Consider the following 16,312-nt stretch of genomic DNA (forward strand, 5'->3'; position numbering starts at 1 on the left):
GCCGACGAGGTCCTCGCCGGCCCCCGTACTGCGACGAATCAAATACTCAGCACGCTAGTCAGCGTTATCGGATTCGCGTGCCGTTGCTGGTGAAGGTGAACAGTCCGGTGTGGCCCGGCTCCTCATAACGGTAGAAGGCGGCAAGGTCCGACTTGCCATCGCCGTTGAAGTCACCAGCCAGGTAACTCGCCCGATCAGAATCCCAACCCTCAGCCGCCTCCCACACCAGCTGCCGATCGGCGAACCCGGAGCCATTGCTGGTGAAGGTGAACAGACCCGTGTGGCCCGGCTCCTCGTAGCGGTAGAAGGCGGCAAGATCGGTCTTGCCATCGCCGTTGAAGTCACCAGCCAGGTAACTCGCCCGATCAGAATCCCAACCCTCAGCCGCTTCCCACACCAGCTGCCGATCGGCGAACCCGGTGCCATTACTGGTGAACGTGAACAGACCCGTGTGACCCGGCTCCTCATAACGGTAGAAGGCGGCAAGGTCCGACTTGCCATCGCCGTTGAAGTCACCAGCCAGGTAACTCGCCCGATCAGAATCCCAACCCTCAGCCGCTTCCCACACCAGCTGCCGATCCGCGAACCCGGAGCCGTTACCGGTGAACGTGAACAGACCCGTGTGACCCGGCTCCTCATAACGGTAGAAGGCAGCAAGATCGGTCTTGCCATCGCCGTTGAAGTCACCAGCCAGGTAACTCGCCCGATCAGAATCCCAACCCTCAGCCGCTTCCCACACCAGCTGCCGATCCGCGAACCCGGTGCCATTACTGGTGAACGTGAACAGACCCGTGTGACCCGGCTCCTCATAACGGTAGAAGGCGGCAAGGTCCGACTTGCCATCGCCGTTGAAGTCACCAGCCAGGTAACTCGCCCGATCAGAATCCCAACCCTCAGCCGCTTCCCACACCAGCTGCCGATCCGCGAACCCGGTGCCATTGCCGGTGAACGTGAACAGACCCGTGTGACCCGGCTCCTCATAACGGTAGAAAGCGGCAAGATCGGTCTTGCCATCGCCGTTGAAGTCACCAGCCAGGTAACTCGCCCGATCAGAATCCCAACCCTCAGCCGCCTCCCACACCAGCTGCCGATCGTCAACACCTGTCCACGTGTTGACGCCTACCCAAGCGACGATGTCGTCGACACGAGCCTGCACAACGCTCGTGCCATCGGGCGAGGCACCCAGGCAGCCGGACTGCCCGCCGCGGCTGAGAACGGCCGTGATCTCGCCATTGTCGTTGTGTACCAGGCCGCCTGCGTCGCCTTTGCAGACATTGCCGGAAGAGGTGCTACCTGTCAGCGTCGTGCTGGTTACCTCGGTGACGGTAACGGCCGCGCTGTGCTGGGCGTCGGTGACCCATTCGGTGGCCGTCCGCCCGTACCCGACTGTTTGCTGGGCGGCGCCGGCGGCGGGGACCGTGGTCGCCAACTTGGCGGGGGTGATGTGGGTGACCGAAGTCGCGAGTTTGCCGAGGACCAGGTCTCGATCAGTCCGCGGGACAAGGTGCGTGATCGCCACAGGTGCGTGACCGGGGAAGGCGATTTGTGACGCCCGGGTGGGTGCTCCCGGGACAAGGGTCGAGGGCTGGCCGGGGTTGTCGGCGAAGCAGCTGGCTGCTGACAGGATCCATTGCGTGGCGATCAGGGTCCCGGTGCAGGCACGGCCGTCAATGTCGATCTTGCCTACTGCCGCGTTGGCGCCGGTTACCGCGGCCATGCCCTGGCCGGTGCGAAGTTGCAGAAGAGTGGTGGGTGGGCTGTCGGGGTCGGCTCCCAATCCCACCTGGGTGCTGCCATCGGGGTCGACGTCGACGATGAGGTCCTGGCCGGGACCGGTGGTGAGGGTAGCGGTCACCTCGTGACCGGTGCCGGTGCGCTGGCCGTCGCCGCGGATCTCGTAGACGCCGGGGATCTGCAGGTCGAGGCGGCCGGTGTTGCCGTTGACTTTGAAACACACCCGGCCGATGCCGTCAGCACCGATGGTCTCGTCGGTGGTGAACACCTTCAGCAGCCCGATGTCGCCTGACGGAGGGTTGCTGCAGTCGGCCAGCACGATGTGGCCGTCGCCGGAGATGAGTCTGACGTTCTGCGCTTGCAGAATCTGCTCGGCGCCTGGATAGCTGCCGTCTTCGACAAGTGGCGTGGTGGTCGAGGTCTCGGCGTGTGCCGGACTGGACATGAACAGTCCACTCATCGAGACGGCAACGATGACGGCGCCGGTGACGGCCCGCCCTGAGCGTGGTCGCATGCTTCTCCCCGTGTGAAATTGACCGGCATGATCTTCCGGTGCGGGGACACTACTGTCATCACGGACCGTCCGTCAACGGATACCCACCGCCGCACCGACCAAATTGGCGTGTCCGGGGCGAATCAATCTCGCGCGACCGTGGACGACGTGCCTGTTCAAATTGGTCAATCCAAAACCACGCAGTCTCGACCATAGATAGACCTGCCGGCCTCGCCTTGAACTCCTCGACCGACCGATTGCTTGATCCTCCACCTTCCCGGCTCAGCGGCGCACCCGACAGGCCAGGGCGGCCTTGGTAGTGGCGGCACCTTTGACGATCGCCTGTTCGGCCGGGTGCATCCGGTCGAGCAGCGGCCCGGCGTTGTACGCCGCCTCATCCGGCCCGACCGTGGGGATCGCCTCCCACATCTCCATCGCCGCGACCAGCCCCGCCAGCACCGCGTAGTGGGCGTCGGCCGGCGGCTGGCGGCGGCCCGGCGGATCACGCAGCACGCCCAGCATCAGCGAGCGCGGCCGGGCGGCGACGAACGGGTTGACCGCCACCAGGCGGCTCTGCCTGCCGAGCACCCCGCGCTGGACCTCCTCGATCACCGCCTGCTGACGTCTGGCGCTGGCCAGGTGGCGGGTGTTTCATGGAGTCGAGACTTCTGGATCAGGCCGGACGAACGCACCAGCCGACGGTGTGCGATTCCGGCACCGGTGACGGAGGTGGCCATGGCGTTGCTGCTGCGTCCGGGAACGCAGGCCGATGCAGCCGAGTGCGGAAAGATCTGTTTCGCCGCGTTCGACCGGATCGCCCGCGAGCACGGTTTCCCCGGTGACATTCCGAGCCCGGAAGCCGCCACGGACCTGATGAAGGATCTTCTGAACCATCCGGGCTTCTATGGTGTGGTCGCCGAGCGCGACGGGCGGATAGTCGGCAGCAACTTCCTCGACGAACGCTCGTCGATCGTCGGCGTCGGGCCGGTGACCGTCGACCCCGAACGCCAGAACCACGGGGTAGGCCGCCGGCTGATGGAAGACGTCGTGCACCGGGCCGCGCAACGGCAGGCCCCGGGCATCCGGCTGCTGCAGTCCAGCTACCACTGCAGATCATTCGCCCTGTACGCCGGCATGGGCTTCGAGTTCCGCGACACGTTGGCCTGCCTTCAGGGCCCACCGGTCGGTGTAACGATCGCGGGCCATGCGGTGCGACCCGCCACCGACGCGGACCTGGCCGCGTGCAACGACCTGTGCCGCCGAGTGCACGGAGCCGACCGCGGCGGAGAAGTCGTCGACGCACTCAAACAGGGCACAGCTCGCGTCGTCGAGCACGACGGCCGGCTGACCGGCTACGCCACGGGTCTGGCGTTCTTCGACCACGCGGTAGCGGAGACCACGGATAGCGTGAAGGCTCTGATCGGAGCCGCCGAAGCCTTCGGTGGTCCGGGGATCCTCGTTCCGGCGAGCAACAGCGCGCTGCTGCAGTGGTGCCTGCACAACGGCCTGAAGGTCACCCAGCTCATGACCTTGATGTCGATTGGCCTGTACAACGAACCGGCCGGGGCATACCTGCCCAGCATCCTGTACTGAGAAAGCCTTGCGGATCGAGCCCGAAGAACGGGTGCGTCCTCCAGCCCGCCCTACGGTCATGGAGCATGGGCTCACGCTCCATGGTGCCCGCGGGCCGCCGCCGACACTGGAGCAGACCGGCCCCGACGGTGCCTCGTTCCGTCTCCCGGGCCATGATTGCCTCCGTCCGATGTCCGCTGTCGCGCACCTCCCCGAAGGACGACTGCCATGCTCAAGCTCTACCGCCGCGACGACGACGGCGTGCTGCACTACCACGAGTCCTGGGTCGACCCGAGCGATGGAACGGTCGCCGACCACCGGGGACGTGCAGGACAGCGCGGCACGGTGGATTACTACGCCATCCCTGACGGTGCCGACCACGACGACTGCGTCGAAGACATACTCGCCACGGCCCGGGCCGCCGGGTACGCCGAACTGCCCGCAGACGCGCGCACTCTCATCGAGGTCCAGTACGACCTCGAAGACCCGTGTGGCAGCACCGCCGACCTCGACCTGCGGGAGGCCGTCGACCGCCTTCTCAACGAGGAGCTGGGCTGGCACGGCCTAGGCGAATGGGTCGGCGCGAGCATGGGCTCGGGACAGATGGAGATCGCATACACGGTGGTCGACGTTGAGCAGGCCGTGCGGACCATCAGGTCCACACTTGAGCGCTCGCCATATCCCATGTACTCCCGGATCAACGTGCAGGAACCCGACAACTGACGCCCATCACCTCTGCGCCCGCCTGGGGCGCGGTTCAGAAGTGGGTAAGGCTGATCAGGGTGGACGGCCGCCGACCTTCGACCCCGAGATCTACGAGCAGCGCCACGCTGTCGAGTGCGGCATCAATCGGCTCAAGCGAAACCAGAGCCTGGCCACCCGGTACGACAAGCTCGCAGTCCGCTACCAGGCAACAATCCACGTCGCAGCGATCAACGAATGGCGCTGACCGCTTATGAAGCGCGCCTTGGCCAGGGGATCTGCAGTCCGGGCGTGAGCGCCAGCTCGCAACCGTCCCGCATCATGAACGCGTGGAATCGCCCGGACGACACCACCCTGGCGAACACCACACCGAGCGCCGAGATGCCCGGCACCGTGTCGGCATGTACCCCTTCCGGATAGACGTCCAGCACATATGGGCAGGCGCGGTCGAGCGCCGACTCGGCCTCCTGATCCAGCTTGAGGATCAGCCGCGCGAACTCCTCCGCCGACGCGTACTCACCTCCGCCGCCGTCCAGGAACCAGATCTCGATGGTCTGCTCCAGCAGTTTCACCACCTCGGCGTGGCTTAGGGACGTGTCCACCGGACCGAATCGGACTGTCAGGTCCGTCATGCCTGCTCCCTTGGCCCACTTCTCGTTCATCAGAAGATACCCACAGGTAGGCGCTGGCCCCGGGGCATAGCGGCAGGCTCCGAAAGGTGTGCAACCAGTTCCGCTTCAACCTCTGCTCACAGTTGGTACGGGCGCCATCGGCAGGATCAGTGTGCTGCCCTCCCGTGGCCGCAGCATAAGGAAGGCGCGATCGCCGTCGGTGAGTCGCATGAGGTCCACCATGATGTGGGCATCGGCCAACTCCTCCGCAGCCGACCGCCCCGCCAGCAGCCGGACGAGTTCGCCATACTGCCGCACCACTTGGTATGCCTGGCCGGCCATCCGCATCTCGAAGGGAACTCCACGCCGCAGAGCCGAGAGTAGCCCGTCTCGCTCGGCCCCCGGCTCGGCGGTGGCCAGAAGAGTGTCGTGCAACTGCTCGTACGGGCCTGGCGTCGTGGGCATGGCACTGACGAGTTCGCTGCACCGCTGGCATGAGCTGTTGCGGTTCGGTCGGAACGGATGCCGCATCGTCACGATCGGTCGCGGTGGGTCGCCGACCAGCCACGACGGGAGTCGGCACAGCGTACCGCCAGCCGTCACCGCGTGTTCGCGGTTCGGCAGCGGCCACAGCTTCCGTACCCCAGCGCCGAACAGGGCCGGGACACGAGTGCTAGCGAAGTAGGCGCGATCAGATTCAAGCACGGCGGGACCGTAACAAGCCCACGCCGAACTACGCCGCGGCGGGCAGCAGCAAGGCAGCAAGAGCTCGGCCAACATGGATGTGAGCCGATGAAATCGCGTACATCATCGGGGCGGCGTTCGGGCCGGCCCTGCCCGCCGCCGTCCTCGTAGACCTGGCGTGGCGGCCGCAACCGGCGTACGTTGCTGGCCATTAATGCGGTGCTTTCCGCCGGCGGCCTCGTCACGGCCTACCTGGCAGGTCCCGCCGCCCGCATCACCGTCGCCCCGGACACCGTCACGGTCGTCACCCCCGTCCGGTACGACGTCCCCAGGCACCTGGCCGAAGGCTTCAACGTGCTGGACACCCTGTCAGTGCGGCTGCGTGTGCGCGGCCACCGGCCGATCAAGGTCAGGACACTGCTGCCCAGGCTGGCCACAACCCCCAGCCGACGTGCCTGTCTCGCGACCTCGACCGGCTCGAGCGATACCTGGACCAGGTGCCCCGGCTGCCGTCAGACAGCGAAGTACGGTGCAGCCGCCGGACGCTCAACATGGCCATGCTGGCCACCGCCGTGATCGGGTTCGCCGGGAGCGTCGCCCTCGCCGCGAACCTCGGACTCTTCACGTAATCAAGACACCGTGCCCGGACCGACGCAAGTTACAGCAGCTCAACAGCGAAATCGTGACCGCGTACCAGATGCAGAGGTGTGCTGTAATCGACGCCGTGAATCGCCGCACTGCCCTTGTCGCCGGGAGCCTGGCTCTCGTCATCGCCGCCGGTTATGGGATCTACGACTGGTGGCACAACCGACCACCGTTCGAGGCCGCCGACATCCAGCCCGTCGCCATAGTTGAGCCGCTGGAAGACTCCGCCCACAATCGCATTCACTACCTGGAACCGGGCGGACCTGAGTTGGTGGCGGCGAGGGCCACCAGATGCTGCGCGGCGAAGTCACGTGGAAGGTACTTCCGGGACTGAGCTCGGATTGGGACGAGGACGGCTGGTTCGAGATCGTGATCCTGGACAAGCGCTCGGAGCTGAAACCTTCGTATGTCGTGGGGACTTCGGCCAGCGGACTCGACGTGTCACCCGGTGGCGCCGGTGTCCTCGTCCGGGTCGCGGAGAAGTATTCGTGGCTTCGGGGGGCCGGTGGCACCAAGGTGGGCGAGAACACCTGGCGCAGTAACGGTTACACGCTCGCCACAGCACCGGCGGCGGGTTCGGTGAAGTTCCTCGCGCACTTCCCGCAGATCAAGGCCGAGGAGCGGCGATCCGTCGCGTCTGCGCCGATCGCGCAGTCCGACATAGTCATCGCGTTGGTCTTCATCGGATCCGACCGGCAGGTCTACTGGGCGGCGCGTCTGTACGGCTGACGTACTTCTGCCGCAGCCCCGGTCCAACCGCCACAACACCGCAAGTGGCACGGTCAGGACCATCAGCAGAGTCGCGCCCATGGCCGGCGCGAGGGTCAGTCTGCCCACCACGAACTGCGACCCGACCAGCAGGAAGAAACTGGCGAGCGCGGTGAGGGGCAGCAGCGCGGTCAGGTAGCTGCGCGGGAAGACGCCGGTTGCAGTAACACTAAAAGCATCGACAGCGGCGTCAAACCCGCGATCAGAGCCCGGCGCCTGGCCGCGTCCCAACGACGCGGCCTGGTTATCACGAAGTCAGGTGACAGGCTCAAGGTTCTAAGTCCGGCGGTCACAACCCTCGCAGGAAGCCCGCCCGGCCTTCGGTCGATACTGACTGGCCATCGACCGTCCCGTATGAGATATGTTCCGGCATCCATTGACGGTCGGGTTGTCCTGCCAGTAGTGTCCCCGCGCCGGAGAATCATGCCGGTCATTGCTCACGGGGAGAAAACATGCGACCAAGCTCGCGACGGGCCGCCACCGGCGCCGTCATCGCTGCCGTTTCGATAAGCGGACTGTTCGTGTCCAGTCCAGCACACGCCGAAACTCCAGCCATCACAACGCTCGTGGAAGACGGCAGCTACCCGGCGGCCGCGCACATCCTGCAAACACAAAACGTCAAGCTCATTGCTGGCGACGGCCACATCGTGCTGGCCGACTGCAGCAACCCGCCCCCGGGCGACATTGGGCTGTTGAAGGTCTACACCACCGATGAAACCATCGGCGCTGACGGCATCGGCCGTGTGTGCTTCAAAATCAACGGCAGTGTCGGCCGGCTCGACCTTCAGGTACCCGGCGTCTATGAGATCCGCGGCGATGGCCAACGCACCGGAACCGGCCACCAGGTGAAGGCCACCCTCGTCACCGACACGGGAGTAGACCTCACCGTCGACCTCGACCCCGACGGCAGCACCCAGGTCGGCCTGGGAGCCGACCCGGACAGCCCACCCACCACCCTCCTGCAGTTGCGCGTCGGCCAGGGCATGGCCCCGGTGACTGGGCCCAACCCCGCGGTCGGCAAGCTGGACATTGACGGCCGCACCTGCACTGGAACCTTGATCGCCCCACAATGGATCCTGTCAGCGGCCAGCTGCTTCGCCGACAACCCCGACCAGCCCAACGTTGCAGCCGGAGCCCCCGCGAAGGCATCCCAGGTCGTCTTTCCCGGACAAACTCCAGCGGGTATCACCTACCTGGTTCCACACGCCGACCGGGACCTGGTTCTGGCCAAACTCGCCACCATGGTTGTTGCCATCGCCCCGGTCCGGATCGCTACAACCCCTCCCGCCGTCGGTGCGGCCTTGCAGGCGATCGGATATGGCCGCACCGCCACCGAGTGGGTCAACGACAAACAGGAGACCGCGCCCGTGAGCCTGACAGGTGTCACCGATGCCACCTTGACGGCTACCACTACCGGCCAGGTCTGCAAAGGTTACGCCGGCGGCCCGGCCTTCAACGGCCAAGGCGAGATCGTTGGCATTCACAGCCGAGCCGGTCAGAGCGGCTGCCTGGACGCCGCCGGCACGGCCACGACGGTGACCGATGTCCGCGTGGATAACATTCCGGACTGGATCAGCGCTAACACTCCTCTGGTGCCATCGTTCACCCCTCTGGTGCCATCGTTCGTGATCAACAAAGTGTCGGAAAAGTGTCTGGTGATCGGGCACAACGACAGCGACGTCGCCAGTCAGTGGGGATGTTGGGATCAGCCCGAGATGAAGTGGCGGATTCAGCCCTGGGGGACGGGCACCTACCACATCGTCAACGACGTCTCCGGCAAGTGCCTGGTGATCGGGCACAACGACAGCGACGTCGCCAGTCAGCGGTCGTGCTGGGACCAACCGGAGATGAAGTGGCGGATCGAACCCTCAGGGACGGGCACCTACCACATCGTCAACGACGTCTCCGGCAAGTGCCTGGTGATCGGGCACAACGACAGCGACGTCGCCGGTCAGTGGTCGTGCTGGGACCAGCCCGAGATGAACTGGCGGTTCCAGACCGCCCCGCAAACCCCGGGCCCGGTGCCCCCAGTGGCGTTCGTGATCAACAAAGTGTCGGAAAAGTGTCTGGTGATCGGGCACAACGACAGCGACGTCGCCAGTCAGTGGGGATGTTGGGATCAGCCCGAGATGAAGTGGCGGATTCAGCCCTGGGGGACGGGCACCTACCACATCGTCAACGATGTCTCCGGCAAGTGCCTGGTGATCGGGCACAACGACAGCGACCAACTGAGTCAGTGGGGGTGCTGGGACCAGCCCGAGATGAACTGGCGGTTCGACCGTCTGTCTTAGCTTCACATTTTAGCTGGGCTGGGCTTTGTCCCTCGCGGTGGGGAATGACAGATGCGGCCATCGCGGTGGTGTTCGAGTAAAGCTTCCCCGCTTACTCGGAGGCCGCGATGGCCGCTACCAGCAGTAGCACCCTGCCCGGTGTCGGTGACCAGGGTGAACTTCGCCGGTTCCGCGACGATGTCTACGAGTGCTCCGCCCGCTGGCCAGATGCGCTGTTTGAGTTCGCGGATGTTACCGGTGACGGCAATGCCGAGCTGATCGGCCGGTACAGCGGTCACATGTGGTAGACGCTCAACACCACCGCGACGAACTGACAGACTAGACCAGCTCTCGGCCGTGGAGCCGGTGTCGCCGCCGAGCCGCCGCGACACCGGCTTTCCCACATTTCCATATGTCGACTGATCGAGGTGCAGCTCTTGGCCGGACCGGCCGTACGTGGTGTCAGCATCAGCGTGACGTGCAGGTGGGCCTCAGTCCAGGGGAGCTGGTGCGCCGGAGGAACCGACGTCGCCTGGCTCGTGACCCTCGCGAGGAAGGATTGCCCCTGACGGGCGGTACGCGCCGTCCGGCCAGAGCCCCAGACAGCAGTCCTTGACGCCGCGCACTGCCGGCACCGGGATAGCCCTCGGCAGCCAATGGGTTGTCGCCACGGGTGGTGGGCCAGGTGCCGCCCACCCGGAAGCACGTCGCGCATGATCATGGGCATGTGTCTGCCTGGAACCACGTCTGCGGTGGTGACGGGGTCTGATCGGTACCGGGTTCCTGGCTCTAGCTGGCCGCGGGTGATAAGACGACGGGCGCCGTAAACGCACCCGTGCTCAGCCCGCGCCAGGCGGGCCGTCGCGGCACGGGAGGCGTCCTGCTCCACACGCACTGGCGCCCGCTGGCGACCACCACGCTGCCACTCGTAGAAGGAGCTGTGACCGACGCCCAGCAGCCGGCACGGCAGACGGACCGGGTAGCTGGTCTTCTCCGCCGCGATGAATCGGTACACGTCGTGCCGGTTCACCGCTCCGTCTCGCGTGCGAAGAAGACCGCGGCTTTTTCAAGATCTCCTTCTCGAGCTCCAGCTGCGCGACCTGCCGACGCAGCCGCAGCAACTCGGCCCGCTCATCGGCGCTGATCACCGCTGTCGACTCCGACGTTCCGGCCTGCCGTTCTTGGCGCAGCTTGTCCGTCCAGTTCCGCAGCGTCTCATGATTGACGCCCAGCTCACGACCCACGTCACGAATAGTGCGGCCGCAGTCGAGCACCAGCGCGGTGGCCTGACGCCGGAACTCCTCGGGGTACTCGCTCTGTCGAACCAACGCACTTCCTCCTCAGCAGAATGCCAAGTCAGGAGGTGTCGGGTCTCAGAGGGTCACTTCAGTTGTGCTCAGCAGCGTTGTTGCCGACTTCGACTCGTCGCTTGTTCGACAAGGTCACGACCACGAGGCGAGGCCGAACCGCGCCACCCGGGGCCGGCCGTACCAGCACTCAAGTCCCCCTCGCAGCGAATGTTTAGGTGTCATCGATGGGCAGGCTCGGCTACCTCGCTAACGGCGTGTCGTCATCAGCAACCGTTAACCTAGTGCGAGGCTCCTCCGAGTACCCTATTGAGGCAGGCTTCACGGACACCTCCGACCCGAGCCTCCGCGGGTGAAGGCCGTTGCTCTGCGTAGCGCACTATGGGCACTGTGTACTCACCCCTGCGACGAAAGCGAGCTAGAGCGATGACCGACTTTCGTATTGAGCTTCCATCTGAGCCCCTGGGCGACGTCAACCGCGAACTTGACTGGGATCAGCAAGGGCTCAGGTGGACGCGCTCCGAGCGCGAGTACGGGGACGTCCGGTGGGACCAAAACCTCCAGCCTGCTGCTGCGGACCTTGATTATTTACGCACGTTCTTCTACCTCGCAGACGACATCGACGGCTCTGCCCTTGCCTCAATGTCCCCAGGAGAGCTAGCTCAGCTACATGCGGCACAGGAAGCAGGGTCACCTAAGGTAGTCGCAAGGCTGTGCCCGGACTGCGGCGCACACTGGATCGTCGACCGTAGCGACGGTGCTGACGGCCCGTGGCGCCGATATGGAAGGACATGCAACTATCGATGGATTCGTGGACAGATAGTTGAATCGCCGCCACAGAACAGCCCCACGCATTAAGGTAACCTTGCAAACGGGTCCGGTAAGTACGCGGACCACGCAAAGAAAGTATGCGGAGCTCCAAGAATGAACAATATTGCCGACATTTCAGTTATTAGCGGATATTTCAATCCGATGCACATCGGGCATCTTCGCCTAATCCAAGCAGCGAAAAAGATCGGTCCGCATCTCGTCGTCATCGTTAACAACGATGTACAACAAGAGCTGAAAAAGGGCAGGATCATTATGCCCGAGGAGGATCGTCTTGAGATTGTATCTGAACTAAAGAGTGTCGACAGGGCTCTTTTGGCGGTAGACGAAGACCCTACGGTTATCAAGTCACTTAGGTTGGTCCGAGAATTGTACCCGAGGGCAACTATCGCATTCTGCAACGGAGGAGATCGTTCGACCTCGGACGACGTACCGACTCAAGAAAGTCAAGTCTGTGCAGAGCTCGAAATAGAAATGTGCTACGGCGTAGGTGGAACCGAGAAGCTGGATTCCAGCACTCGAATCACTAGCTCTCAAGCTTCATAGGCTTCACGGCACTTACCGGCCACAGCAGATCTTCAGGTCCTCGCGAGTTACAATCTGCACTTGCCTCACAATATCATCGGCAATGCTCCTGGCTCATTGAGCCAAGCGAAGTATCGCTCAAGGATTTTGTGATGATCTGCAGCCATCTCGCGAGGACCTGGTTTATCTGAATCGCTAAAGAGCTTGACAGCGCTTACCTCGCAGCTCTCACGGGGAATGCCTTCCCATTGTTTCACCAAGAATACGAGCGTAATATTCTGGCGTTCTCTCGCATCTCGCCTCGGGTCGCTCATCACAGCGAACAGGTCAGCCGACAACACTTCTACGCCAATCTCCTCGGCGACCTCCCGGACAAGGGCCTCCATTACCGTCTCGTCACGGTCTATGTAGCCACCAGGGAGTGCCCAGCACCCAGCTTGGGGAATTCCTTCAGCGCGCATTGAAAGTACGACGCTACGCTCTTTCACGAGAAGCGCGTCGACAGTCGTGTGCCGCATAGAAACTTGAGTTCCATCCTCAAGCTCACACTTTATCATTCAGCACTTCCTTAGTTGTCAGCTTGGTGCCTGAGCATCCCCCACGCCTCGACTCTAAATTGTAGCGAACGGTAACCGCAGTGCACCATAACTCGCTCAAGTTCAGGTTGCTTTCCGTCTGGGACCAACACTAGTAGTGCGGAGCCGGCACCGCCACCCCCTTGTAATTTAGCGGCACCTCCGAATCGGTTTTCTATAACATTGACAAGGCGTTGAACTTTAGCTGAAACGATAGTGTCATGCAGGGCCACCTGAGCCGAGTGAACTTCTCTAACCGCTGCAATCAATCCGCCATTATTACTAGCTTGTATCGCTTGCTTGATCGCGGGGTAGGCGTGAATTAGGCGTGTGATCGCCGACCGCGCATTGGGATTTCCATTTCGCAAGCTCAACACCAAGTGATCGACTAGCCGTCCCGACGACCGCGGTTCGTCTTTGTGCCACAGGCTGGCGATCTGTTCTATCGAGTGATCGCCGGTTGAGCTTACTCGGCTTCTACTAAACGGTTCGTCTCTAGAGAACTCGAGCGCATTTATGCCGCCGTAAACAGCTGCTACGTGGTCCTGAAATCCGCACTCATTACCTGCCCGAAGCTCGGCTAAACGAGCTACTTGAACGGTATCGGGCTCGGAAAGGTCTGGCGCAGCGGCAGCGACAGCGGCAACTGCCAAAGACGCAGAGGAACCCAGACCACACCCCTTTGGCCCGTCAGCGCGGACCGCGGCTCTTTTGGGGGGTTGCAGAGCCAATATCGAACTCACGTGAAAAAGCAGCTTTTCGGCGAAGATCATAGACTCTGAGCTAGGCCGGTAAATAGATTCACGCTGGTCGGACGACGTATTGTCGACGTTGCTTTCTGCCAGACAGACGTAGGTTCGGTAACTTACGGCCAGGTTTAACGCCACACCACCTACTTCTTGGTATATCGCGGGAACGTCGGTATACCCGCCCGTTAAGTCGATTCTAAGTGGTGCTGAACCCGCAGAGCTCATCCGGCACCACCAACGTGCAGGAGGCGTCCGACGCCGGCCTTCTCGCTTGCCTGCATTCCGAAGAATTGAGGCATCACGTCAGAAACGTCCCAGAACTCGGCTAAAGCCCTGGACCAGTGCGAATCCCGCGAGAAGTCCCGGTTTGCGAGATCAAAGTGTGCAAGCACGTTAACCACTAGATCATCTAGATTCAGTCGTCTGCACAGATCGAGAGTGTCGAGCGCTTGTCGCCGCGCGAGGCCGTTTCCCCCGATTAGCACATATCCAGTGACCTTGAGGGAAAGTTCCTTTGCTGTCTGTACGGCGAGCTCGATTCCGGCTACTGTCTGCCGCTTGCCCATCTCGCTAAGTTGGAGATCGGACCCAGACTCGATTCCCAGCTTTATCTGAGTAACTCCAATAGCGGACAATCGTTCCAATATGGGCCTTTTGCATTTTGCCACGCTTAGTTCGCAGGCAAACTGGCGCTCTGTGCCACGGAAAGCAGCCTCAATGTCGCGAAAGCGCGCTTCACTCATGGGGAAGATCGCGTCTCCAATCTCGATATAACGAGACTTTCGAGAGGTAAGATCCCTAATGACGGAGTCTATGTTCAGCTGTCTGGATCCGGTGGACGCACCGAGGCAGAAATTGCAGCCCAGTGGGCAGCCGACATGAGTCATTACGACGTTTGCAACGTCCGCGTTGTCGAGGTCATCGATCAGGGGTCTGGCATCTGTGGGTATCGACTCCCCGACGATTTCACCACCGATCCTGTGTTGAACTATGTCGCAAATAGTTGGTGATGCCGAAGCGAGCAATAGGGCGTCGAAGTCATCCACGAAACGGCCGCGAACCTTGTTAAAGAAGGGACCGACGCCAATGCAATAAACGCCATGGTGCCTTAGCGATCGGGACAGCAATGAGGCTACGAATGGATTACCGAGATCTGCCCATGGCGTAAGTGAATCCCCGCCAGCCAGTACTACAACATTGGCGTTCCGTGAAAGGATGCGCTCAATCGACTCATCGAGAAGCGGCGAGTTTCCATTGAAGAAGGATTCGATAAGGTTTGAGTTCTGGTATAAACCGCTCCAAGGTATCGAGACAGAGGCGTCGGTCTTGTCGAGGTTCAGAACATGGCTAGTTATGCCAACTTCGGCGAGAAAGCGATGAAGGTAATGCAGCTCCAGTGGTACGCGGTTATTGTGCGATCCGTACAGCCTCAGGTACGGCGGCTGTACAAGCAGCACGCGTGGCTTGTTAACCATTATTCGCCGCTCCTCCTCCACCTTTTGCCCTCGTGAGGGCGATCGCCAATGGCAACTTTGCGGTAAGAATTGTGACAAAGAACAGCAGTTCGGCGCCTACGAGTACCTGCCCGATCGACGTATTTTCTGGTGTGACGACTTCGCTTCCGAGCGTCAGGAATACGCTGAGACTGTAGTACAAAGCATTGCTGGAGTCGGCTAAGAATGTGCTGCCCATGTCGTTCGCAAAGTGCACGTAGAGGATGGCAAAGCAAATAACTGCCTGAGCTGGAGCGGTCGGAAATAGGGCAAACCAGCGAATCGGGTCTTGGACCAGCAAGAAATGTCCGTCTTTATCGCGATGCTTAGATGGATTAATCAACAAATCCCTCAGGGTGGCGACCAGTAGGTCCCAGAGTCCATAGATCGCTATAGCGACGAACGCGATGCTGCTCGCAGGTTTGGCTAAGTATAGCGCTAGTGCTTCGATTCCTATAACTAGGACTAGATAGCCATCGATAATGACGCGGGTCCAAAATATTCGTCTAGCGCTACTGCGGAGATAAGGAAATACAAACCGCCGCATCCATGTCATCGGGAGCGGCGCAGCCAGCAGGTTCACTAGCCCGATAAGGACGTACATGAGCGGTGATGACACGTTTCTTAACCGCATGAAGGCATCCGGTGCCAATGGCAACGCGGTTGCCTTGTCATTACTTGTTACGTCGGCCTGGTCCGCGTCGGCGGGGGTGGCTCCCGCTGCCTCGTCCGGCTCGGCGCGCTCTGGCTGTGGGTCCGCGTCGGCGGGGGTGGCTCCCGCTGCCTCGTCCGGCTCGGCGCGCTCTGGCTGTGGGTCCGCGTCGGCGGGGGTGGCTCCCGCTGCCTCGTCCGGCTCGGCGCGCTCTGGCTGTGGGTCCGCGTCGGCCTGGGCGGCGTCGGCCTGCCGTGGGTCTCCGTCAGCCCGGTCGGCCTGGTTGGCGGGCTGCTCTGTCGCCTGGGACATGACGTACGCTCGCAATGCCGGAATCGATGGTTCTCGAAGCATACGAATCCGTTGCCTGGCGCGCCAGGCACCGATTGGTCTTTGTCCAAAGCGGAACGCACGTTGCTCGCTCCGCCTGTCGAACCGGGGTCATCCGTGTGACCGTTGCGCCTCCGGCACCGCCTACGTTCGGTCGCCGGCATAGCTCCCTCCCGGTCGTCAACTGTGAATGATCTTTATCGTGCGTATGAGTTGTCGGGGGTCTAGCCCTGTCGCCCGGGTGTTCTTTAGGGCGTCCGACGATGGTGATGCTCGTATCGAGCACTTCTGCCACATCGCGAAGGGTGCGGCGAGGGCTTGTCGGCCGCCGGCGCTTCGAACTGTGCGACTGGCTGCCTGGCCGGCCACCGGCC

At 62.5% G+C, this 16,312-nt stretch carries 16 protein-coding genes and 1 pseudogene; 7 read left to right on the forward strand and 10 right to left on the reverse strand.

Going from position 1 to position 16,312, the window contains the following annotated elements; all coding sequences use genetic code 11:
* Positions 1 to 64: 64 nt before the first annotated feature.
* Positions 65 to 2,248, reverse strand: coding sequence for an FG-GAP-like repeat-containing protein (locus FLL47_RS00645; RefSeq protein WP_144118414.1), 2,184 nt, complete (start codon positions 2,246 to 2,248; stop codon positions 65 to 67).
* Positions 2,249 to 2,509: 261 nt separating this feature from the next.
* Entirely contained in the window at positions 2,510 to 2,839 is a 330-nt protein-coding gene (locus tag FLL47_RS00650) for a hypothetical protein (RefSeq protein WP_144118415.1), read from the reverse strand.
* Between the two features lie 123 nt (positions 2,840 to 2,962).
* On the opposite strand from FLL47_RS00650, the gene FLL47_RS00655 reads away from it, so the two are divergent.
* The 3 genes and pseudogenes from FLL47_RS00655 to FLL47_RS00665 all read left to right on the forward strand — a co-directional run.
* Complete coding sequence (locus FLL47_RS00655) at positions 2,963 to 3,820, forward strand: GNAT family N-acetyltransferase (RefSeq protein ID WP_144118416.1); 858 nt, start codon at positions 2,963 to 2,965, stop codon at positions 3,818 to 3,820.
* A gap of 207 nt (positions 3,821 to 4,027) precedes the next feature.
* Positions 4,028 to 4,522, forward strand: coding sequence for a hypothetical protein (locus FLL47_RS00660; RefSeq protein ID WP_144118417.1), 495 nt, complete (start codon positions 4,028 to 4,030; stop codon positions 4,520 to 4,522).
* 46 nt (positions 4,523 to 4,568) lie between these two features.
* Positions 4,569 to 4,748, forward strand: a pseudogene (locus FLL47_RS00665) (IS5 family transposase); the annotation flags it as partial.
* Between the two features lie 4 nt (positions 4,749 to 4,752).
* Here FLL47_RS00665 and FLL47_RS00670 read toward each other — a convergent pair.
* From FLL47_RS00670 to FLL47_RS00680, 3 genes are all read right to left on the reverse strand, one after another.
* Positions 4,753 to 5,133, reverse strand: coding sequence for a hypothetical protein (locus FLL47_RS00670; RefSeq protein WP_144118418.1), 381 nt, complete (start codon positions 5,131 to 5,133; stop codon positions 4,753 to 4,755).
* A 105-nt stretch (positions 5,134 to 5,238) separates the two neighbouring features.
* On the reverse strand, positions 5,239 to 5,817 hold the full coding sequence (locus FLL47_RS00675; protein ID WP_144118419.1) for a hypothetical protein: 579 nt from the start codon (positions 5,815 to 5,817) through the stop codon (positions 5,239 to 5,241).
* A gap of 637 nt (positions 5,818 to 6,454) precedes the next feature.
* The gene (locus FLL47_RS00680) at positions 6,455 to 6,685 is read right to left on the reverse strand and encodes a hypothetical protein (RefSeq protein ID WP_144118420.1); all 231 of its coding nucleotides are present in this window, start codon (positions 6,683 to 6,685) and stop codon (positions 6,455 to 6,457) included.
* A 47-nt stretch (positions 6,686 to 6,732) separates the two neighbouring features.
* On the opposite strand from FLL47_RS00680, the gene FLL47_RS00685 reads away from it, so the two are divergent.
* The 3 genes from FLL47_RS00685 to FLL47_RS00695 all read left to right on the forward strand — a co-directional run bounded on the left by FLL47_RS00685 (position 6,733) and on the right by FLL47_RS00695 (position 9,787).
* Positions 6,733 to 7,170 (forward strand): hypothetical protein, encoded by a 438-nt coding sequence (locus tag FLL47_RS00685; RefSeq protein WP_144118421.1) that lies wholly within the window; start codon positions 6,733 to 6,735, stop codon positions 7,168 to 7,170.
* Between the two features lie 491 nt (positions 7,171 to 7,661).
* Entirely contained in the window at positions 7,662 to 9,500 is a 1,839-nt protein-coding gene (locus FLL47_RS00690) for an RICIN domain-containing protein (RefSeq protein ID WP_144118422.1), read from the forward strand.
* A 107-nt stretch (positions 9,501 to 9,607) separates the two neighbouring features.
* On the forward strand, positions 9,608 to 9,787 hold the full coding sequence (locus FLL47_RS00695) for a hypothetical protein (RefSeq protein ID WP_144118423.1): 180 nt from the start codon (positions 9,608 to 9,610) through the stop codon (positions 9,785 to 9,787).
* Between the two features lie 531 nt (positions 9,788 to 10,318).
* Here the strand turns inward: FLL47_RS00695 and FLL47_RS45080 are convergent.
* Positions 10,319 to 10,807 carry a transposase gene (locus FLL47_RS45080; protein ID WP_144118424.1) on the reverse strand — a complete coding sequence of 163 codons (489 nt, stop codon included), beginning with the start codon at positions 10,805 to 10,807 and terminating at the stop codon, positions 10,319 to 10,321.
* Between the two features lie 903 nt (positions 10,808 to 11,710).
* Here FLL47_RS45080 and FLL47_RS00705 point away from each other — a divergent pair.
* Positions 11,711 to 12,160, forward strand: coding sequence for an adenylyltransferase/cytidyltransferase family protein (locus FLL47_RS00705; RefSeq protein WP_144118425.1), 450 nt, complete (start codon positions 11,711 to 11,713; stop codon positions 12,158 to 12,160).
* Positions 12,161 to 12,225: 65 nt separating this feature from the next.
* On the opposite strand, the gene FLL47_RS00710 is transcribed toward FLL47_RS00705, so the two are convergent.
* The 4 genes from FLL47_RS00710 to FLL47_RS00725 are packed head-to-tail and all read right to left on the reverse strand — an operon-like array spanning position 12,226 to position 15,920.
* Entirely contained in the window at positions 12,226 to 12,696 is a 471-nt protein-coding gene (locus FLL47_RS00710; protein WP_144118426.1) for an NUDIX domain-containing protein, read from the reverse strand.
* A gap of 11 nt (positions 12,697 to 12,707) precedes the next feature.
* Positions 12,708 to 13,688 carry a GHMP family kinase ATP-binding protein gene (locus FLL47_RS45085; RefSeq protein WP_144118427.1) on the reverse strand — a complete coding sequence of 327 codons (981 nt, stop codon included), beginning with the start codon at positions 13,686 to 13,688 and terminating at the stop codon, positions 12,708 to 12,710.
* A complete protein-coding gene (locus tag FLL47_RS00720; protein ID WP_186315502.1) occupies positions 13,685 to 14,920 on the reverse strand; it encodes a B12-binding domain-containing radical SAM protein in 1,236 nt (411 codons plus the stop codon). The genes FLL47_RS45085 and FLL47_RS00720 overlap by 4 nt, the downstream gene beginning before the upstream one ends.
* 10 nt (positions 14,921 to 14,930) lie before the next feature.
* Complete coding sequence (locus FLL47_RS00725) at positions 14,931 to 15,920, reverse strand: ion channel (protein WP_144118429.1); 990 nt, start codon at positions 15,918 to 15,920, stop codon at positions 14,931 to 14,933.
* Positions 15,921 to 16,312 lie beyond the last annotated feature (392 nt).

Origin of the sequence: Catellatospora sichuanensis, assembly GCF_007483665.1 — a bacterium.
GTDB lineage: Bacteria > Actinomycetota > Actinomycetes > Mycobacteriales > Micromonosporaceae > Catellatospora > Catellatospora sichuanensis.